General features: G+C 62.2%; 20 protein-coding genes. 9 read left to right on the top strand and 11 right to left on the bottom strand.

The features are described 5' to 3' along the window. Positions 1-3: 3 nt before the first annotated feature. The 7 genes from JET14_RS19955 to JET14_RS19925 form a co-directional block, all read right to left on the bottom strand. Positions 4-1,506, bottom strand: a complete 1,503-nt coding sequence (locus JET14_RS19955; protein ID WP_200335923.1) for an FGGY-family carbohydrate kinase — start codon at positions 1,504-1,506, stop codon at positions 4-6. A 112-nt stretch (positions 1,507-1,618) separates the two neighbouring features. After that, positions 1,619-2,713, bottom strand: coding sequence for a 5-methyltetrahydropteroyltriglutamate--homocysteine S-methyltransferase (locus tag JET14_RS19950; protein WP_200335921.1), 1,095 nt, complete (start codon positions 2,711-2,713; stop codon positions 1,619-1,621). A gap of 165 nt (positions 2,714-2,878) precedes the next feature. Then, the gene (locus JET14_RS19945) at positions 2,879-3,280 is read right to left on the bottom strand and encodes a Fur family transcriptional regulator (protein ID WP_200335919.1); all 402 of its coding nucleotides are present in this window, start codon (positions 3,278-3,280) and stop codon (positions 2,879-2,881) included. 103 nt (positions 3,281-3,383) lie between these two features. Beyond that, positions 3,384-4,241 (bottom strand): metal ABC transporter permease, encoded by an 858-nt coding sequence (locus tag JET14_RS19940; RefSeq protein WP_200335918.1) that lies wholly within the window; start codon positions 4,239-4,241, stop codon positions 3,384-3,386. Then, entirely contained in the window at positions 4,238-5,098 is an 861-nt protein-coding gene (locus JET14_RS19935; protein WP_200335917.1) for a metal ABC transporter permease, read from the bottom strand. The genes JET14_RS19940 and JET14_RS19935 overlap by 4 nt, the downstream gene beginning before the upstream one ends. After that, positions 5,095-6,003: a manganese/iron ABC transporter ATP-binding protein gene (locus JET14_RS19930; RefSeq protein ID WP_200335916.1), complete on the bottom strand. Its 909-nt coding sequence runs from the start codon at positions 6,001-6,003 to the stop codon at positions 5,095-5,097. The genes JET14_RS19935 and JET14_RS19930 overlap by 4 nt, the downstream gene beginning before the upstream one ends. A gap of 127 nt (positions 6,004-6,130) precedes the next feature. Next, entirely contained in the window at positions 6,131-7,051 is a 921-nt protein-coding gene (locus JET14_RS19925) for a metal ABC transporter substrate-binding protein (protein WP_200335915.1), read from the bottom strand. Positions 7,052-7,347: 296 nt separating this feature from the next. Here JET14_RS19925 and JET14_RS19920 point away from each other — a divergent pair, with 296 nt between their 5' ends. From JET14_RS19920 to JET14_RS19885, 8 genes are all read left to right on the top strand, one after another. Then, positions 7,348-8,493, top strand: coding sequence for an NAD(P)/FAD-dependent oxidoreductase (locus JET14_RS19920; RefSeq protein WP_200335914.1), 1,146 nt, complete (start codon positions 7,348-7,350; stop codon positions 8,491-8,493). Positions 8,494-8,638: 145 nt separating this feature from the next. Continuing rightward, positions 8,639-9,130 carry a bacterioferritin gene (locus tag JET14_RS19915; RefSeq protein ID WP_200335912.1) on the top strand — a complete coding sequence of 164 codons (492 nt, stop codon included), beginning with the start codon at positions 8,639-8,641 and terminating at the stop codon, positions 9,128-9,130. 479 nt (positions 9,131-9,609) lie between these two features. Continuing rightward, positions 9,610-10,167 carry a dTDP-4-dehydrorhamnose 3,5-epimerase gene (gene rfbC / locus JET14_RS19910; protein WP_200335910.1) on the top strand — a complete coding sequence of 186 codons (558 nt, stop codon included), beginning with the start codon at positions 9,610-9,612 and terminating at the stop codon, positions 10,165-10,167. A 9-nt stretch (positions 10,168-10,176) separates the two neighbouring features. Continuing rightward, on the top strand, positions 10,177-11,220 hold the full coding sequence (gene rfbB, locus JET14_RS19905; protein ID WP_200335908.1) for a dTDP-glucose 4,6-dehydratase: 1,044 nt from the start codon (positions 10,177-10,179) through the stop codon (positions 11,218-11,220). Further along, positions 11,217-12,065 (top strand): dTDP-4-dehydrorhamnose reductase, encoded by an 849-nt coding sequence (rfbD, locus tag JET14_RS19900; protein ID WP_200335906.1) that lies wholly within the window; start codon positions 11,217-11,219, stop codon positions 12,063-12,065. The genes rfbB and rfbD overlap by 4 nt, the downstream gene beginning before the upstream one ends. Beyond that, the gene (rfbA, locus tag JET14_RS19895) at positions 12,062-12,958 is read left to right on the top strand and encodes a glucose-1-phosphate thymidylyltransferase RfbA (RefSeq protein ID WP_200335904.1); all 897 of its coding nucleotides are present in this window, start codon (positions 12,062-12,064) and stop codon (positions 12,956-12,958) included. The genes rfbD and rfbA overlap by 4 nt, the downstream gene beginning before the upstream one ends. A gap of 170 nt (positions 12,959-13,128) precedes the next feature. Beyond that, complete coding sequence (locus JET14_RS19890; protein ID WP_200335896.1) at positions 13,129-14,100, top strand: endonuclease/exonuclease/phosphatase family protein; 972 nt, start codon at positions 13,129-13,131, stop codon at positions 14,098-14,100. Positions 14,101-14,295: 195 nt separating this feature from the next. Next, on the top strand, positions 14,296-15,318 hold the full coding sequence (locus JET14_RS19885) for a hypothetical protein (protein ID WP_200335894.1): 1,023 nt from the start codon (positions 14,296-14,298) through the stop codon (positions 15,316-15,318). 69 nt (positions 15,319-15,387) lie between these two features. Here JET14_RS19885 and JET14_RS19880 read toward each other — a convergent pair whose 3' ends face one another. The 4 genes from JET14_RS19880 to ectA are packed head-to-tail and all read right to left on the bottom strand — an operon-like array spanning position 15,388 to position 19,096. Beyond that, positions 15,388-16,776 (bottom strand): aspartate kinase, encoded by a 1,389-nt coding sequence (locus tag JET14_RS19880; protein ID WP_246750400.1) that lies wholly within the window; start codon positions 16,774-16,776, stop codon positions 15,388-15,390. A 40-nt stretch (positions 16,777-16,816) separates the two neighbouring features. Beyond that, entirely contained in the window at positions 16,817-17,215 is a 399-nt protein-coding gene (locus JET14_RS19875; protein ID WP_024708691.1) for an ectoine synthase, read from the bottom strand. Between the two features lie 6 nt (positions 17,216-17,221). Then, on the bottom strand, positions 17,222-18,502 hold the full coding sequence (gene ectB, locus JET14_RS19870) for a diaminobutyrate--2-oxoglutarate transaminase (protein ID WP_200335890.1): 1,281 nt from the start codon (positions 18,500-18,502) through the stop codon (positions 17,222-17,224). A 60-nt stretch (positions 18,503-18,562) separates the two neighbouring features. Further along, positions 18,563-19,096 carry a diaminobutyrate acetyltransferase gene (ectA, locus tag JET14_RS19865; RefSeq protein ID WP_200335888.1) on the bottom strand — a complete coding sequence of 178 codons (534 nt, stop codon included), beginning with the start codon at positions 19,094-19,096 and terminating at the stop codon, positions 18,563-18,565. A gap of 223 nt (positions 19,097-19,319) precedes the next feature. On the opposite strand from ectA, the gene JET14_RS19860 reads away from it, so the two are divergent. Beyond that, on the top strand, positions 19,320-19,820 hold the full coding sequence (locus JET14_RS19860) for a MarR family winged helix-turn-helix transcriptional regulator (RefSeq protein WP_200335886.1): 501 nt from the start codon (positions 19,320-19,322) through the stop codon (positions 19,818-19,820). Positions 19,821-19,847: the final 27 nt, after the last annotated feature.

Below are 19,847 nucleotides of genomic sequence, written 5' to 3'. Positions count from 1 at the left end.
GGCTTAATCGGCGACCGCCCTCAGCGCGCCGAGTGCGGCCTCGCTGCCGGCCTTGAACCGGGCAAAGCCGGCATCATAGGCCGGTCTGGTTTCCGCAGACGGTGCAAAGCGGGCCTTGAGCGCGAACGTCGTTTCACAGGCCTCGTCCAGGGAGGCATAGTCGCCAAGGGCAACGGCCGCGCAGAGCGCAGCACCCTTGGCGCCGAACTGCGTGCCCTCCGGCACTTCGACCGGCGCGCCGGTGACGTCGGCAATCATCTGCGACCAGAACGGGCTGCGCGCCCCGCCGCCGACAAGCCGAATGGAGGATTTGACGCCGCCGACTGCCACGAAACAATCCCGGATCGCATAGGCTAGTCCCTCATAGACGGCGCGGACCATATCGGCCCGGCGATGATGCGGCGCGAGACCATGGAAGCCGGCTCGGGCCTTAGGCTCGATACGCGGCGCGATGACGCCGGAAGCCGAGAGATAGGGGATGAAGGAGACACCGTTCGCGCCCGGCGGGCTTTGCTCGGCGAGTGCGCCAAGGGCCTCATAGGGCGCCTCGCCCGCGAGAATATCCGGGCAGAGCGTTTCGAGCGCCCAGTCGAGCACCGTCGTGCCGGCGACATTGACCATCGATTTCATCCAGCGCTTTCCCGGAACGATGAACAAGAGCCCGAGATCGCGCGGCTCATAGACGGCGTGGTCGAAGATGACGCCGTTGAGGCAGGTCGTGCCAAGCACGGTGACGGCCTGTCCCGGCTTGTGGGCGCCGGCGCCGAGCACGCAGGCGCTGGTGTCGCCGGTGCCGACGGCAACGGGCGTGCCGGCCTTCAGCCCGGTTGCCTGTGCTGCAGCCTCGGTCACTGCGCCGGCCAGCGTCTCTCCCCGGGCCACCGGCGAGAGCAGGCGGATATGATCCTCGATGCCGAGAAGCGCGGCCTGTTCCAGATGGAAATCGCGCGTCACCGCCGACCCGGGGGCCATGGCGGCTTCCGATTCATCGGTGGCGATCGCGCCGGTCAGCCGGAAGCGGATGAAATCCTTGGCCGTCAGGATATGGCGGGCCTTTGCCAGCACCTCCGGCTCGTGTTCGGCGAGCCAGGCCATCACCGGCAGCGTGCAGCCAAGCTGCATCACCGAGCCGGAATGGGCGAAGACGGCGGAGATCAGGCCCGGCTTTGCGGCTTGAAGCCTGTCAACGAGGTTCCGCGCGCGGGCATCGTTCCACAGGATTGGCGGGCGCAGAAGGCGATCATTCTCATCGAGCGCCCAGACCCCGACCATGACGCCGGTGATGCCGACCGACCTGATCGAAGACGGCGCGGCGGCGGCGTCGCGCAGAAGGCTGCGAATCACCCGAGCCGCGGTCTCCCAGGTCGCCTCGCCGTCGAGTTCCGACCAGCCGATGGGGGCCTCGAGCAGCGACATCCGTTCGCTTGCCTCGGCCTTCTGATGCCCTTTGCGATCGAAGAGCGCGGCCTTGATGACCGAGGTGCCGATGTCAATTCCAAGATACATGCCGGCCACTATGACTTGTCTATAAGTGTAGTCAAGTCAAATATGGCTGGCTTGAACCGCCCGGTCCCGGCCGGGCGGCCTGATGCGCCGTGCGGCGAGCGTCGTGGCCGTCTCAGGCCTCGCCCCAGAGATCCTCCGCCACCTTGACGACGAGTTCGAGCTTGCGGCGCTGGTCGTCCTCGGTCAGCGCATTGCCGTGTTCGGTGGAGGCGAAGCCGCATTGGGGCGCGATGCCGAGCTGGTCCATGTCGACATATTCGGCGGCCTTGTCGAACTGGCTGCGGATCCAGTCCATGTTCTCCAGTTCAGGCGTCTTGGTGGTGATGAAGCCGGCCATGACGCGCTTCTTTCCCTTGGGCAGAAGCTTCAGCGGCTCGAGGCCGCCGGCGCGGTCGGTGTCATATTCCATGAAATAGATGTCGACGCCGGTCTTGTTGAAGATCGCGTCCGCCGCTGCGTCGTACCCGCCGGATGCGGCATAGGTGGAGCGGAAATTGCCACGGCACATATGCATGCCGATCAGCATGTCGGCCGGGCGGTCCTTGATCGCCTCGTTCAGCATCCACGCATAGCGGTCGATCAGCCAGTCGGGGTCCTGGCCCATGGCCTTGCGCTCGGCGCGCTGCTCGGGATCGCCGAGATAGGCGAAGAAGATGTCGTCGAGCTGCAGGTAGCGACAGCCGATGGCATAATAGGCGTCGACGGCCTGTTTGTAGGTCGCCGCAATGTCGGCGAAGAGGACGTCCGGATCCTTGTACGCGGCAGGCATCACGTCGGCCGGATCGGTGCGGAAATGGACGCAGGACGGTCCGGGGATCGAGATCTTCGGGCAGACGGTCGTGTGGTCCTTCACGAAGGCGAAGTGCTCCAGCATCGGGTGATCGGCGGGGAACCCGAGCTTGCCGTTGATCACCGGACGGACCGGCGGGATCTTGGTCCCGTGAAACTGCACGCCTTCCTCGCGCGTCTGCATCTCCATGCCGTCAAGCATGCCCATGAAATCGAAGTGCCAGAAGGCGCGGCGCGCCTCGCCGTCGGTGACGACCTTCAGACCCACATCCTCCTGCATCCTGATCAGCGCCGGGATCGCCGCGTCTTCGATGGCGCGGCGTTCTTCGGCGGGAACATGTGCATTGCGCGCCTCCGCAACGGAGCGGGGGCGGAGAAGACTGCCGACATGATCGGCGCGGAAAGGCGGTGTGGGCATGGAGCGACCTGAGCTGCGTTGCGATATAAATGTCATACGGTCATTGGTCGAAAATGGAAAATGTCATTTCGTCATGTTTTGATGAAATGTATACATCCCGTCGGCGTCGCGTCGATCGCGAACGCCTGCCATACCGGTCGTGGGAACGGCCCAGAGGAGAGACGCCTATCGACGGCGCTTGACGTAGATCTCAAGTTTATGGCTGACGATGGAGAAGCCGTGTTTCTTCGCGATTTCTTCCTGAAGCCGCTCGATCTCGTCGGAGCGGAATTCGATGACCTCTCCGGTGTCGATATCGATCAGGTGGTCGTGGTGCGGATGGTCCGCGCTTTCGAAGCGTGCGGGACCGTCGCCGAACCTGTGCTTTTCCAGAATGCCCTTTTCTTCAAGCAGCCTGAGCGTGCGATAGACGGTCGCGAGCGCAATCCCCGGATCGATCTCGATCACGCGCCGGTGCAGCTCGGCGGCGTCGGGATGATCATCCATGCTTGCGAGCACCTGCAGAATGACCCGGCGGGGCTTGGTCAGGCGAAGGCCGTTTTCGGCGCACAGGGCTTCGATGTCCATTCGATCCTCTCTTCCATTGCCTGCGGGCCGGCGCCGCGCCTTTCGAACGAGCGCCGGCTTTCGCAACTAAGCCAGTTGCGTCGCAATTGCAATGTCATCGAGCCTATTGCGCCGTCGGCTGCTCTTGCCCGGCTTCCGTCCGCGCCGCCTTCCGGGTTGTATATATGAACACGGCGACAAAGACGGCGGACAGCAGAAGCACGATCGTCGGCGCCGGCGAACTATCGATGAAGAAGGACAGGTAGATGCCAAGAAAGGACGAGGCGACGGCGATGATGACCGACAGGAGCAGCATGGCCGAGAAGTTCCGCGTCAGCAGAAAGGCGATGGCGCCCGGCGCGATCATCATGGCGATGGCGAGAATGATGCCGACGGCCTTCAGTGCCGCCACCACGGTGAGCGAGATCATGCAGAGCAGGCCGTAATGCAGGAGATTGACGCGCAGCCCGACGGCGCGCGCCTGGGCGGGATCGAAGGCGTGGAGCAGAAAGTCCTTCCACTTGACGGCGAGCACGGCGGCGACAAGAACAGAAATCGCCGCAGTTTCGGCGATATCGGCCAACGACACGCCCAGCATGTCGCCGAACAGGATATGGTCGAGATGGACCGAGGACTGGATCTTCACATACATGACGAGGCCGAGGCCAAACATGCCGGCAAAGACGATGCCCATGACCGTGTCCTGCTTGATCCGGCTGTTCTCGCTGAGATAGCCGGTGGCGAGCGCGCAGGCCATGCCCGCCGCAAACGCCCCGATCGCGTATGGAAAGCCGATGATATAGGCGATGACGACGCCGGGAAAGACGGCATGCGAGATCGCGTCGCCCATCAGCGACCAGCCCTTGAGCACGAGAAAGCAGGAGAGCAGCGCCATGGGCACGGCGACCGTCATCGAGATGATCAGGGCGCGGACCATGAAAGAGAACTGGAACGGCATGAGGAGCGTGTCGACAATGGTCATTGGCCTGCCTCCAGGGCCTGTCGGGCGCGTCGTCTTGCAGCCCGCAGGCCGTGTTTGGGCGCCAGGAAGAAGGCGAGAAGGAAGATCGCCGTCTGCAGGACCACGATGATGCCGCCGGTCGCGCCGTCGAGGAAATAGCTCGCATAGGCCCCGAAAAAGCTGGTCAGCGTGCCGATGAGAACGGCGAGAACCAGAAGACGGGGAAAGCGGTCGGTCAGGAGATAGGCCGTGGCGCCCGGCGTGACCACCATGCAGATCACCAGAAAGGCGCCGACGGTCTGCAGCGCCGCGACGGTGGAGGCGGCGAGAAGCGTGAAGAAGACGGCCTTCAGCAGGCCCGGCCTCAGTCCGATGGAGCGCGCATGGTTCTCGTCAAAGAAGGTGACCATCATGTCCTTCCATTTGGCGAGAAGAATGGCCAGCGATACGAAACCGATGATAGCCAGCTGCAGCGTGTCTTCCGGCGTGATCGCCAGGATATTGCCGAGCACGATGGTCTGGATGTTGACCGATGTCGGAGAGACCGAGGCCATGAACAGGCCGAGACCGAAGAAGGAGGAGAAGATCAGGCCGATGATCGCATCCTCCTTCAGCTTTGTGCGCTGGTTGAGAAACAGCATCGCGGCCGCCGCCAGCCCGCCGGAGAAGAAGGCGCCGACCGAAAAGGGCAGGCCGAGCATGAAGGCGCCGGCAACGCCCGGCACGATCGAATGGGAAAGCGCATCGCCGATCAGCGACCAGCCCTTCAGCATCAGGAAGCAGGAGAGAAAGGCGCAGACCCCGCCGACGAGCGCGGAGACCCACATGGCATTCGTCATGTAGGCATAGCTGAAGGGTTCGAGGACTACGGACGTCATCGCCTGCCCTCCGCTTTCTCATCCTCGTCCCGCTTTTGCGCGATGCCGTCGCGAAAGATCAGCGGCCGTTCATCGTCGGAGAAGATGCCGACGGGGTTCGGCTGTTCGTGCTTCGCGCCGTTGTGGAGCATGAAATGACGCAGAACACCGCCGAAGGCCTTTTCCAGGTTCGCCTCGGTGAAGGTTTCCCCGGTCGGGCCATAGGCGAGCACGGTGCCCTTGACCAGCACCGTCTGGTCGCAGAATTCCGGCACGGAACCGAGGTTGTGGGTCGACACCAGCATCACCCGGCCCTCGTCGCGCAGGTCCCGCAGAAGCCTGATGATCTGGTCCTCGGTCTTGACGTCGACGCCGGTGAAGGGCTCGTCGAGGAGGATGACCCAGCCATCCTGCGCCAGCGCGCGGGCCAGGAAAACGCGCTTCTTCTGCCCGCCGGAAAGTTCGCCGATCTGGCGGTGGCGGAATTTGCTCATGTTGACGCGGGCAAGCGCCTTGTCGACGGCCTCGTGATCGGCCTTCTTCGCGCGTCGCAACGGGCCCATATGGCCGTAGCGGCCCATCATCACCACGTCTTCGACGAGAACCGGGAAATTCCAGTCAACCTCCTCCGACTGCGGTACATAGGCCACGAGGTTCTTCTTCAGCGCCGCGTTGACAGGCATGCCGAGAACGGAGATATCGCCCTTCGCCAGCCGGACGAAGCCCATGATCGCCTTGAACAGGGTGGATTTGCCTGCGCCGTTGACCCCGACAAGGGCGGCGATCGTGCCGGAGGGTATGGCGAAGGTGGCGTCGGTCAGCGCCGTATGGCCGTTGCGATAGGTCACGGTCGCATGGCTGACGGCAATACCGGTTCCGTGATCCTTCCCCGTCTGGTCGGGGCGCCGGTCCGCAAGATTGTTCATTCCGACAATACCTTTGGGTTAGAATGCGCGGCAACGCCGCATAAGGCGCGGCGTCGCAATTGCTGTCAAGGATAGGGCTAGGGCCCGGCAAGGAAAGGCTTGGCGCGCGGCCAGACCGTCCCGTGGACTACGAATGGGTCGAAAGTCCCTTGGCGATGCGGTCCGACGTCACCTTCAGAAGATCGATATAGGTCGGGACCGGGCCATCCGGGTCGCTCAGCGAATCCACATAGAGCACGCCGCCATATTCGGCGCCGGTCTCGCGGGCGACCTGCTGAGCCGGCGCCGGCGAGATCGTGCTTTCGGAGAAAACCACCGGGATATCATTCTCGCGTACGACGTCGATGACGTGGCGAACCTGCTGCGGCGTGCCCTGCTGGTCGGCATTGATCGGCCAGAGGTAGAGCTCCTTCAGGCCGAAATCGCGGGCAAGATAGGAGAATGCGCCTTCGCTGGAGACGAGCCAGCGCTTGTCCTCCGGAACGGCATCGATTTCCGCCTGGATCGGGTCGACAACGGCGCGGATCTTTTCCTTGTAGGCCTCGGCGTTGGCGGCATAGGCGTCCGCATTGTCCGGATCATACTCCACGAACGCATCGCGGATATTGTCGACATAGATCAGGGCGGAAGTCGGCGACATCCAGGCATGCGGATTGGGCTTGCCTTGATATGGGCCGTCGGCAATGCTCATCGGCTCCACGCCCTCGGAGACGATGACGCTCGGCACATCGTCGAGGTTCTGGAAGAATTTCTCGAACCAAAGTTCGAGGTTGAGACCGTTCCACAGAATAAGGTCGGCGCCCTGCGCCCGAAGGATATCGCGCGGCGTGGGAGCGTAGTTGTGGATCTCGGCGCCCGGCTTGGTGATCGATTCGACGATGGCCGCGTCGCCGGCGACATTGCGGGCGATATCGGCGATCACCGTAAAGGTGGTCACCGCCTTGAACTTGCCGTCTTCGGCGGCCGAAGCCGGCATGACGGCCGTGGCCGCTGTGACTGCCAGAGTTGCCATGGCGGTCAGTATCGACCGCCGGGTCGTATCGAACATCTTTCTCTCCCGTTGCAAATGGATTTTGGAAGCAATGACCAGCAAGACCCGCTTTTAATGTAATTGAGAATTATTTGCAATAAAATTCGCAAAAAGAATCCGGTTTGCGGTTTCCGGTTCGGCGCGCCCCGATGCACCGTGACATGACCCGGCCCTGTCCCGGGCCTCGTTCATCGTGTCCGGCTGATCCTTTTGTCGGTCCCAAAGGTCTCCGGCCCGGAGGCGCCTGAAAATTCATTTGCCATTACGCTATATATGCGTATATATGAAGAAACATATATTACAGGCGTATCGATATGACCAATGTGACGATTATCGGAACCGGGTTCGCGGCTCTCACCACCGCGCGCGAATTGCGCAGGCGCGACAGCGCCGTGACGATCAGGATGATCTCGCCGCGCGACGCGCTCCATTACCTTCCGAGCACGATCTGGCTGCCGGCGCATTTGCGGCAGGGCGAGAAGCTGAAAGTGCCGCTTACGGACTTCTTTGACAGGCATCGCATCGACTATGTGCCCGCCAGCGTCACCGGCCTTGCCGAGGACGGTCGAACGGTTCTGACCGACAACGGCACCTTCCGGGCCGACCATGTGGTGATCGCTTCCGGCGCGCGTTTCATCAGGAAACTGCCGGGCATCGAGCATGCGCTGGTGCCCTGCGAGGGCATCGCCGTCGGCGAAGAGATCGCCCGGCGGCTGGATTCGCTGGAGGGCGGCACGATCGCCGTCGGTTTTGCGTCCAACCCGAAGGAGCAGGGCGCGGTGCGCGGCGGGCCGATGTTCGAGTTCCTGTTCATCATCGACACCCTGCTCAGGAAACAGAAGCGGCGCCACAGGTTCCGCCTTGTCTTCTTCAATCCCTCCGACAGGCCGGGTCAGAGGCTTGGCGACAAGGCCGTCGACGGCCTCCTGAAGGAGATGAAGCGGCGCGATATCGAGACCCGTCTCGGACACAAGATGGTCCGGTTCGAGGAGGACCAGGTGGTGACCGAAGGCGGCGCCTTTGCCGCCGACCTGATCCTGTTCATGCCGGGACTGACCGGCCCGGCCTGGCTCGAAAACACCGATCTGCCGCTTTCGCCCGGCGGCATGATCGCGGCCGACGAGATGTGCAGGGTCAAGGGACGCGAAGGTCTTTGGGTCGTCGGTGACAGCGGCTCCTTTCCCGGTCCGGAATGGATGCCGAAACAGGCCCATCAGGCGGACCTGCAGGGCGTGGCGGCTGCGGAAAACATCGCCTGCGCGCTGAAGGGCGAGGCGCCGCGCCGCGCCTTCAAGCCGGAACTCATCTGTATCGTTGATACGCTCGATGCAGGCATACTCGTCTTCCGCAATCTGAAGCACAATATCGTCCTGCCGAAGAGCCGGGTGTTCCACTGGCTGAAGCGTTATTTCGAACGGCATTACCTCAAGGCCTTTCGCGACACCTCGCCGCAGCGTTGAGGTCGTCGCGCCGACCGAAAGCCCTTGTCGGCGCGAACGGCAAGGCCATATGTGTCTTACGATCGGTTCAACGGGGTCTTGCCGCAATGCGCCCTTTGGCGGGCGGCGACCACCGTGGACCGCCAACCGGGAAAGGATGACAGCGATGAAAAACACCAAATTGATCGAATATCTCCAGCGCGCGGTAAACATGGAGATGAGCGCTGCCCATCAGTATCAGCTGCATGCTCATACGCTCGAGGACTGGGGCCTGACGAAGATGGCGGCAAAGATGCGCGAGGAGATGTCGGAGGAGCTCGGCCATTCAGACCAGTTCATCGAGCGGCTGTTCTTCCTCAAGGCATCGCCGAAGATCGCCTTCGACAAGCCCCCGCAGAAGGCCGAAAGCCTGCCCGAGATGTTCAAGGCCGACAAGGCCGACGAGGAAGAGGCGATCGCCGTCTATACCGAGGCGGCGCTGCATGCCGCCGAGCTCGGCGATATCGGCACGCGCATGCTGTTCGAGAAGATCGTGCTTGACGAGGAAGGCCACAAGGACTGGCTCGAGCTGCAGCTCGACCTGATCGACCGTCTTGGCGAGAAGACCTACAGCTCCAAGCTGGTTTCCTTCGCCGACGACGAGGAAGACGAGGGCTGAGAAAGGCCCGGCCCCGCGCTATCGATCGAGCGCGGGACAAACGCCGGCAGCGCTGGCCGTCGCGGCTGTTCTGCCCTTCCGGCTTTGCGCTGCCGTTTGTTCCCGGTATCTGGCAAGAGGATTGAAACTCCTTCGGGCCTGATGCCTATCGTCAGCGCAGGGGAGGCAGCGTCCGCCACGATACACTGATGCCGACCCTCAAATCGCAACCAGGACCATCTCCCACCCGCTGCACTCGGGCTGCAAGGCAGGGTTGGTTGCGCCTCTCTGCATAAAGACCTCGATCCGTCACAACCGTTTTCTGCTCAACATGGGATCGCAAAGCTGGTAGGCCGTCTCGACGATGGGCGCGGATCCCGGCTGAATGCGTTTTTGACATTGCGGCGTTTTGCCGTAATACCGTTGAGATCGACGGTCCCGCCTTGTCGGGCAGCCTGATCGTCAGGCGCAGATTCGAACGGATTAGAGTGTATTTTGAAATGGAAATTGAGAAGACGCATATTCCTGATCTCGTCATACTGACGCCCAGGCGCTTCGGAGACGAGCGCGGTTTTTTCTCCGAGAGCTGGAACAGGAAGGTGATGTCCGGTCTCGGCGTCGATATCGATTTCGTGCAGGACAATCATTCCCTCTCGCGGACGGTCGGCACGGTGCGGGGACTTCACTATCAGTCGCCGCCGCATGCGCAGGCCAAGCTGGTTCGTTGCGGACGCGGGCGCATCTTTGACGTCGCCGTCGATGTCCGCGAAGGCTCGCCGACCTTCGGCCAGTGGTATGGCCTCGAACTTTCCTTCGAAAACGGCAGGCAATTGATGATCCCCGCCGGTTTCCTGCACGGTTTCATGACGCTCGAGCCCGACAGCGAGATCATCTACAAGTGCTCCGACTTTTACGCGCCGGACTGCGACGGATCCGTTCGCTTCGACGATCCGGATATTGGCATTGAATGGCCGCTTTCCGGCGTCCAGTTTACCGTTTCGGAAAAGGACCGGGACGCCCGGTCCTTCCGGGACTTCCAGAGCCCCTTCACCTATTGAGGTCGCGCCATGAAATTGCTCGTTACCGGCGGGGCCGGCTTTATCGGATCCGCGGTCGTGCGCCTTGCCGTCTCACGCGGCATGCATGTCGTCAATCTCGATGCGCTGACCTATGCGGCCTGCCTTGAGAATGTCGCAAGCGTTGCCGACAGCCCGCTCTATGCGTTCGAGCACGCCGATATCCGCGACCGCGCGGCGCTCGACAGGGTTTTCGAAATGCATGAGCCGGATGCGGTGATGCACCTTGCCGCCGAAAGCCATGTCGACCGCTCGATCGACGGGCCGGGCGATTTCATCGAGACCAATATCAACGGCACGTACAACATGCTGGAGGCCGCACGCAGCTACTGGGCCGGGAAGGGAAAGCCGGAGGGATTCCGCTTTCATCACATCTCCACCGACGAGGTTTTCGGTTCGCTCGGCTCGACCGGCATGTTCACCGAGACGACGCCCTACGACCCGCGTTCGCCGTACTCCGCCTCCAAGGCCGCCTCCGATCACCTCGTGCGCGCCTGGCACGAGACCTACGGCCTGCCGGTTCTTGTCACCAACTGTTCCAACAATTACGGGCCTTATCATTTTCCCGAAAAGCTGATCCCGGTCGTGATCATCAACGCGCTTGCCGGCAAGCCAATCCCGGTCTACGGCAAGGGCGAGAACATCCGCGACTGGCTGTTTGTCGAAGACCACGCCGAAGCGCTTCTGACGGTCATCGAAAAGGGAAAGCCCGGACGCAGCTATAACATCGGCGGCGAGAACGAGCGCACCAATCTCGATCTGGTCAGGACCATCTGCGCGCTTCTGGACGGGAAGCGTCCGCTTGCGCACGGATCCTATGCGGACCAGATCACCTTCGTGACCGATCGGCCCGGCCATGACTTGCGCTATGCCATCGATCCGAGCCGCGCACGGGACGAGCTTGGCTGGCGGCCTTCCGTGACGGTCGAGGAGGGGCTTGAGAAGACGGTGCAGTGGTATCTCGACAATGAAGACTGGTGGCGAGCCCTCCAAGGCCGAAAGGGCGTCGGCGCCAGACTGGGAGTGAAGGCATGATCCTCGTTTTCGGCAGCACCGGCCAGGTCGCGCGCGAACTGCGCGGCATTCTGCCCGACGCCCGTTTCCTCTCGCGCGAAGAGGCGGATCTTTCCGACCCGGCCGCTTGCGGTGAGGCGATCAGGCGCCTTGCGCCGGAGGCTGTCATCAATGCCGCCGCCTATACGGCCGTCGACAAGGCGGAAAGCGAAGAGGACATCGCGCTCCGCATCAACGGGGAAGCGCCCGGCGCGATGGCGCGCGCCTGCGCGGAACTGGGCATTCCGCTGGTCCATATCTCCACCGATTACGTCTTTGACGGAACGGGGGAGACGCCGTTTGCGACCGACCGGCAACCGGCGCCGCTTAGCGCCTATGGCCGGACAAAGCTTGCCGGCGAACGCGCCATCGCCGAAGCCGGACCTTCCCATGCGGTCCTGCGCACAAGCTGGGTGTTTTCCGCCCACGGCAGCAATTTCGTGAAAACCATGCTGCGTCTTTCCGAGACCCGCGACGCGCTCAATGTGGTCAGGGACCAGATCGGCGGGCCGACGTCGGCAAGGGCCATTGCCGCAGCCTGCAAGACGATCGCCGAGCAATTGATCACCGAGCCCGGAAAATCCGGCATCTACCATTTCTCCGGCGCGCCGGATGTCAGCTGGGCCGAATTCGCGCGCGCGATCTTCGCGGCCGCCGGCAAGGCCGTTGTCGTCAATGACATACCGACCTCCGATTATCCGACGCCTGCAGCCCGCCCGCTGAATTCCCGTCTCGACTGCGCGGCCCTGTCGGCCTTCGGCCTGCGGCGGCCGGACTGGAACGAGGACATGAACGCCGTTCTGGAAACGCTCGGAGCAAAGCGATGAACCAACGCAAAGGCATTATTCTCGCCGGCGGCTCCGGCACGCGGCTTTATCCGCTGACGCTGGCGATTTCCAAGCAGCTCATGCCGGTCTACGACAAGCCGATGATCTACTATCCGCTCTCCGTTCTGATGCTGAGCGGCATTCGCGAGATCGCGGTCATCACCACGCCGGACGACCAGGAGCAGTTCCGCCGGCTGCTGGGCGACGGCAGTCAGTGGGGACTTTCTTTGACCTACATCGCTCAACCCTCGCCCGACGGGCTTGCCCAGGCCTATATACTGGCCGAGGATTTCCTTGCCGGCGCGCCGTCTGCCATGGTGCTCGGCGACAACATCTATTTCGGTCATGGACTTCCGGATATCCTGAAAAGCGCCGATGCCAAGGTGAAGGGCGGAACGGTCTTCGGCTACTACGTCGCCGATCCCGAGCGCTACGGCGTCGTCGCGTTCGACAAGACCGGCAGCGTCAGAGAAATCATCGAGAAGCCGGAGGTGCCGCCGTCGAACTATGCGGTGACCGGGCTCTATTTCCTTGATGGCGAAGCCCCCGCGCGCGCGCGTTCGGTAAAGCCTTCGCCCCGCGGCGAACTCGAGATCGTCACGCTTCTGGAAAGCTATCTTCACGACGGAACGCTGAGCGTCGAGCGCATGGGCCGCGGCTATGCCTGGCTCGATACGGGTACCCATTCGAGCCTGCTCGACGCCGGCAATTTTGTCCGCACGCTTTCGGTTCGGCAGGGCATGCAGTCCGGCTGTCCGGAGGAGATCGCCTATCGCCAGGGCTGGATCGATGACGAAATGCTGGAAAAGCATGCGCAACGCTTCAAAAAGACGGATTACGGCGCCTATCTTTCCAATCTCTTGAGTGCAACGCCTGATCACCCAGTGGGGTAAGGCAAACAAGTGCGTCTATGCATCCCGGGCGCGCGTTCGCGAGACTGCGGGCCGGCGAGAAGGGAGCATGGAGGCCGGGCAAAAAGAGCCATCGTCCTTCTCGTTGCCGCCACGCCGACGGAATGCTAGTGTCAACGGATATTTAATGCGCTTTTTTTCAGGATTTCAGTTTGTGCTTCCTCAGGTCCCTGTTCGGCATCTGCGCCGTTCTTGCACTCATGCTTGGCGTACTGCCGTTATTGTCGCATGCATGGCCATTCGTCTTCTTCGGCGGCATGCGCTTGCATATCGTCATCGCGGCAGTGGTCTTCTCCCTTGCCTTTCTTGCGCTCGTCCGCTCGCCATGGTCGGCGATGCCCCTGCTGGCCGCTCTTTGGATGGCGACCTGGGTCGGCTGGCTGCATTACGGCCTCGTGCAGCCCGGGCGTGACGCCGATCAGCCCCATGTCACGCTGAAGCTCATCGAATTCAACATGCTTCACAGCAACAGAAACGGGGCTGCAATCGCCGACTGGCTTGAAGCCCAGGATGCCGATATCGTCTATGCGCTGGAATCAAACCCGATCTGGCGCCACCTCGACACGCTCTCTGAAACATATCCCTATTGCGCGGGCTGCGCCCGCGCGGGGTTCGGCGACGACCTGCTTGTCCTTTCGAAGTTTCCGCTGCAGGACGTGAGCACAATGTCGCTTGGCAAGCTCGCGTCCAATCGCTTCATCCGTTCAAGGATAGATGTCGAAGGCAGGCAGGTCACGCTCGTGGCGATGCATCTGACCAAGCCTTACTTCGATGATCTCCAGCAAGAGGAACTGGCGCTGGCGAGGCGTCTTCTCAGGACGGTCGAGGGACCGGTCATTCTCGGAGGCGATTTCAATTCATCGCTGCTTTCTCCTGATATCCAGGCATTCGCCAAGTCGACCGGCCTGCGCTCCCATGCGCATGAACCCCGAACCTGGCCGGTCAGTGCGCCCTCGATCGGTCTCCCGATCGACCATATCCTTGTCAGGCCGCCTGCGCACATCGACACACTCGCTCGCATGGAGGAAAGTCTCGGCTCCAATCATTTTGGGTTGATCGCCGAGATTTCGGTTCCCGTCGGGCCGCTCGCCGAAACCGGCGGGGCCAAGGCCGCCGATCCCTGATCCCGCGCGGCAGACCAAAGCCTGAAACTTTCAAATATCAGTTCCGTGTTTGCGCTGTCAGGAAGGGTGGCTTTCTGGCAAGCTGCTTCCGTTGCTGTTCAAAAAGGGGCAGGGGGCCCGACAACAATGAAAGCAGTAGGTCGATCTCTGGGGTGCGCATTGCTGGTTCTTTCCGCCGTGGGGATATCCCCGGCGATGGCGGATGAACCGACGGATGAGAATTTCTGTGACTGGTACTCCGCCTTTTCGGCGGCGATCGCCCATGAGGCGATCATCAAGAATCCGGACTGTCTCGATTTCGGGCGAGGCCTGCACGACAAAAAGGACATGCATTTTTCGTGGTGCATGCGCAACACGAAGGACACGGTGACCGGCGCCGGACGGCATATCGCCGATCTTGCCGAGCAGTGCAGCGCGCCGTCAAACCCGCGCCCGGCACAGAACAACCCGGACGCGTTTGCAGCGAGGGTGGCGGCCGGCGGCCAGACATGGATGGTCGAACGCCTGATCCCCGGCGTCTGCTACGCCGAACTGATCGACAATTCGAAACAGGAGTATTTCGGCCGGATGATCCGGTTCGAGTTCTCCGACGGGCAGTATCGTCTGGTTTCCGACTTCAGCCGTGCGGAAGGCATGCATAATGTCCTTGTCGACGGGCGTGGCTTCCGCACGCATTTCGAACAGGTTTCCGATGCCGTCACGGCCACGGTCGGCCAGGATTTCATCGCGGCGGTCAAGCGCGGCAGCCGGCTGAACCTCAATTTCGAGCCGGACGGGCCGGAATATTCGCTTTCGGGTTCCGCCGCCGCGCTCGACATGATGCTCGATTGCGCCAGCGGTCGCCAAGCCGCCGCCCGCCAGACGGCGGCGGCGCAGCCGGCGCCTCAGCCCGCCTCCCCGCCGACAAGGGAGCCCACCGTCATTCAGGGAAGCTGCAGGCTGATCGTCGATGGCATGACCTATATCGACCGGCGCGGCGACTGCCCGATCTGGATGGAAAATGACGGGTCCGGAAGGCTCTGGATCAACACCAACCGCGTGAATGACATGCCGGACTATTTTGCCGAGCTCAGTCCCGACGGAAACGGTTTTGCCTCGGGCCACTGGAACGGCGAGCCGGGCGCGACCCATGCCCAGGGCTGGCTGGGCGACGATTTTCAGCTGGGCAAGGGCGGGTGCTGGTCGAACAGCCGCGCCACCATCTGCGCGGCGCGCTGAGAAAAAAAGGCCGGTCATGTGCTGACCGGCCTTCACCCCTCTCCGTCATGTTGACTTGCCTGCCGGGGCTCACGCCGCCTTTGAAAGGGCGGGCCGTTCCGGCTCGGCCAGCGCGCGGTGCAGCGCGATGATGACCGGATCGAGCGCGTCGCGGTCAACGATGAACTGGACGTCGACATTGCGCGGACCCTGGCTCGCGCCGATCGCTTCGTGGCCGGCGGCGGCAATCGCCTGAAGGCCGCGCGTCAGCACCGAAAGGCCGTTCAGATCCCGGCCGACGACCGAGGCCATGGCGATCGCGCGAGAGGATACCTCGGCCGATGGGCAGCGCTCGGCAAGATCCTTCTCAACGCGGCGCAGCACCTTGAGGGAACTGTCGACATAATGGGTGATCGTGTTGGCGTTGGAGACCTTTGACACGATCCGGACCTTGTGACGAGTCAGCACCTCGAGGATCGCCGCATCATAGCCCTTCACGCCGACCATGTCCTGCTCGAACAGTTCCAGCGCGTAAAGCTCCAGGCCCGTGACGATCTCGACGCCGGGCTTGTCGGCCGGCTGGTCGTCGATCAGCGTGCCCGGATCCTTCGGCTCGAAGGCGTTGGTGACGCGCAGCGGCACGGCAGCCCGGCGCAGCGTCTTCGCCGCCTTCGGATGGATCGCCTCCATGCCGAGATTGGAAAGCTGGTCGGCCACATCGTAATTGGTGCGGCCGAGCTTGCGCACGGCATCGGCGCCCACAAGCGCCGGATCGGCGGAGGACAGGTGGAATTCCTTGTGAATGATCGCCTCGCTGGCGCCGGAAAGGGCGGCAAGGCGCGAAAAGGTCACTTCGGAATAGCCGCGGTCGAACTCGCTCATCAGCCCTTCGATGCACTGCGCATAGCCGGTGACGATCGGCATCTCGCTTTTGAGGTCGATACCGTCGATTCCCTGGCGGATGCGGTCATCAAGTGACAGATCACCCTCGTCATGCCAGCCGGAAAGGTCGACGAAACGGGCATTCACGCCGGCGCGCTTCAACAGCAGCGTCGTGGCGAAGGCCGAATGCGCCTCGCCGAGGCCCGACAGCAGTTCGCGGATCTGGCTCATATGCTCCGACAGGCGGAAGTGGCCGTAGGAGCAAAGGCGCTGCAGATCGATCAGGCAGTTGCGGGCGCCCAGAATGCGCTCCTGCACGAAGGCATCGGCGCGCTCGATATCGGCCGGATTGTCGAGCACCTTGAAATGCGCTTCCTTCATGGCGTCGGCGACGCGATCGAGCGCGTCATGCCAGCCATGATGGCTCTGGTTGTTGACGAAAGCGGCGTAGACGCCGTTTTCACCGGTCTTCTTGTGCTCCAGGAGCAGGTTGGTGATGCCGCCAAAGGCGGAGACAACGAAGATTCGGCCGTAAAGCTCGTCCTTCTTGCGGTCGCCGATGATCAGCGTGTCGCGCAGTTCATTGATGCGGGACATGGATGTCCCGCCAATCTTTTCGACTGTATGGGCCATGGTTTCAGGCATTTTCCTCCGCCGGGGCATAGGATCCGTCTTCCCGGTGCACTTCCGTGCCGGTGACCGGGGGATTGAAGCAGCAGGCCATCACCAACTCCTCCTCGGAGCGCAGGATGTGGCGATCGTGCTCGTTCAGCGCATACATCACGCCGGGCTTGATCTGATGCGTTTCGCCGGTGGCGATATCGGTGATCGAGCCCTTGCCGCTGATGCAGTAGACGCTTTCGAAATGGTGCTTGTATTCGAACGTGTGCTCGGAGCCGGCTTCCAGAATGGTGATGTGGAAGGAGAAACCCATGCCATCGCCGGCGAGCAACATGCGGATCGAACGCCATTTGGCGTCGGCAACCACGCGGTCCTTGTCGTTCTCCATGATGTCGTTCAGGTCACGTACAATCATTTTGAATTACTCCGCTGCAATCTGGGTTTTGGACGCGATCGTCTCGCGCACGGCTTCAAGAAGAATGTCGAAGCCTTCGGCGAAGGTTTCTTCCGAGGTGGTGAGCGGCGCCAGGACCTTGACCACCTGGTCCTCATTGCCGGAGGTCTCGATGATCAGGCCATTGTCGAAGGCGCGGGCACAAATCTCTTCCGCCAGCGCGCCGGTGCCGACATCGACGCCCTGCATCAGACCGCGGCCTTTCAGCGTCGCGCCCGGGATTTCGGCGGCAATTCGCGACAGAGCGCCGGTCAGGAACGTGCTCTTGTCCGCAAGCTCCGTCTGGAATGCGTCACCGGCCCAGAATTTCTCGATTGCGACGCGGGCGGTGACGAAGGCGTGGGTGTTGCCGCGGAACGTACCGTTATGCTCGGCCGGGCCGAAGACATCGTGTTCGGGGCGGACCAGAACCAGGGCCATCGGCAGGCCGAAGCCGGAAACCGATTTCGCCATGGTGATGATATCCGGCGTGACGCCCATTTCCTCGAACGAGAAGAAATGACCGGTGCGGCCGGAGCCTGCCTGGATGTCGTCGATGATCAGCAGAGCGCCGTGGTTGCGGGCGATCTCGGCCATGCGGCGGACCCATTCGGGAGAGGCGGCATTGAGCCCGCCTTCGCCCTGCACGGTCTCGAACATGATCGCGGCCGGCTCGTCGACGCCGCTGGACGGGTCGGCAAGCATCTGCTCGAGAAGCGCCGCGCTGTCGACGCCCTCGGCATAGTCGTCATAGGGGATGCGCGTCACGCCCGAAGTGTCCATCGAAGCGCCGCCGCGGTGGTAGCCATTGCCGGTCGCGGCAAGGGCGCCCATGGTGACGCCGTGGAAGCCGTTGGTGAAGGCGATGATATTGGTGCGGCCGGTCGATTTGCGGGCGATCTTCATCGCCGCCTCGACGGCGTTGGCGCCGGTCGGGCCGGTGAACATCACCTTGTGGTCCATGCCGCGCGGCTTCAGGATGTGGGTTTCCATCGCCTTCAGGAAGTCGCTCTTGGCATCGGTGTGCAGGTCAAGACCCTGGGCAATGCCGTCAGAGGAAATGTGCTCGATCAGCGCTTCCTTCATGTCGGCATCGTTATGGCCATAGTTCAGCGAGGAACAGCCGGCGAGGAAATCGATCCAGCGGTTGCCGTCCTTGTCGAAGATTTCGGAGCCGCTGGCGCGGGTGAAGGTGGCCGGCATGCTGCGGCAATAGGAGCGCGCGGCGCTTTCGCGGCGTTTGAAAACATCGTTCGTGATCATGTCCATAGGCATGAGTCGTCCTTTCGCTTGAAGCGATTGTTCGGGAAAAGGGTTCGGGCTCTTGGCTCAGGCGGCGTTTGCCAGCGCGCGGGCTTCCGGCAGGGTGATGGTCACCATGTGCTCGGTATCGTGATGCCCGTCGAAATGAACGTCGCGCTCGTAATGCGGCTCGTCGGCCAGCTTTCCGCCGAGCGCGCGCGTGAAGCTCTTGAACAGGCCCCAGGAGGCGTCGTTGTCCTCGGTAATGGTCGTCTTCAGGTGGGTGATGTCGTCGCAGACATCGCGTTCGATCAGTTCGAACAGCATCTTCTTGCCAAGGCCGAGACCGCGCGCCTTTTCGCCGACGGCAACCTGCCAGACGAACAGTTCCTGCCTGGCGGGAATGAGGTGGCCGGAGATCCAGCCGACGATCTCTCCGTCGAGTTCCGCGACAACACAGGTATCGGCGAAATGTTCGGCCTGAATGAGATTGCAATACATCGAATTTTCGTCGAGCGGCTTGCAGCTCTTCACGAGCGACCAGATCTGGGCCCCGTCCGCTGCAGTGGGCTTGCGCAGGCGGGGCATGCTGGATCGGGGCTTGGCAACATTCCGGGACATCGTATGACCTCGTTTCAATTAGTTAGGCTTCCTAAGTAAATAACTCTGCCGGAAACATCAACCCTTAGGTCGGCATCGTCACAAAACCATAAAAATAAGCAAAAACAGCAAAATCATCCGAAAGCCTATGAATCTCAAGGGCCTTGGAAGATTCATTATGGCTAATTATTTAGGGCGATTTTTTTGCTGTTGAAGGCGTTTTCCTTCGTGCAATAATGGAGACATGACGACGACACCCGTTGACCGCGTTGATCAGAGCCTGATCGCACTCAGGCGGATTCTCCGCGCCACAGAAAATTACGAACGCGATCTGGCGCAGTCGGCCCGGCTGACGCCGGCGCAGTTGCGCGTGCTGCAGATCGTGGAGGAGCGCGGCAGCGTGACGCCGAAGGCGCTGGCAACCCAGATGGGCATCCGCCAGGCCTCCGTCACCACGCTGGTCGACAAGCTTGTCACGCGCGGCATGGTGGAGCGGGTGCCGTCGAGGACAGATCGCCGACAGACCAATGTCACCGTCACCGATGCCGGTCGCGCGATGGTCGAAAGCGCGCCGGATGCCCTCCAGCAGCGCTATGTCCAGGCTTTCGAATCGCTGAAGGACTGGGAACAGGCCCAACTGATCGCCTCGCTCGAGCGGGTCGCGACCATGCTGGACGCCGAGGGAATCGACGCCTCGCCGGTTCTGGCGACGGGCGAGCTTCATGCGGAAAAGCGGCCACGCTGAAATGTTCTGCGGTCAGAGGCCTTGGGC

Origin of the sequence: Martelella lutilitoris (genome assembly GCF_016598595.1) — a bacterium.
Classification (GTDB): domain Bacteria; phylum Pseudomonadota; class Alphaproteobacteria; order Rhizobiales; family Rhizobiaceae; genus Martelella; species Martelella lutilitoris_A.
The sequence above is the reverse complement of the archived record's forward strand: the minus strand, read 5'-3'. Positions and strand labels throughout refer to the sequence as shown.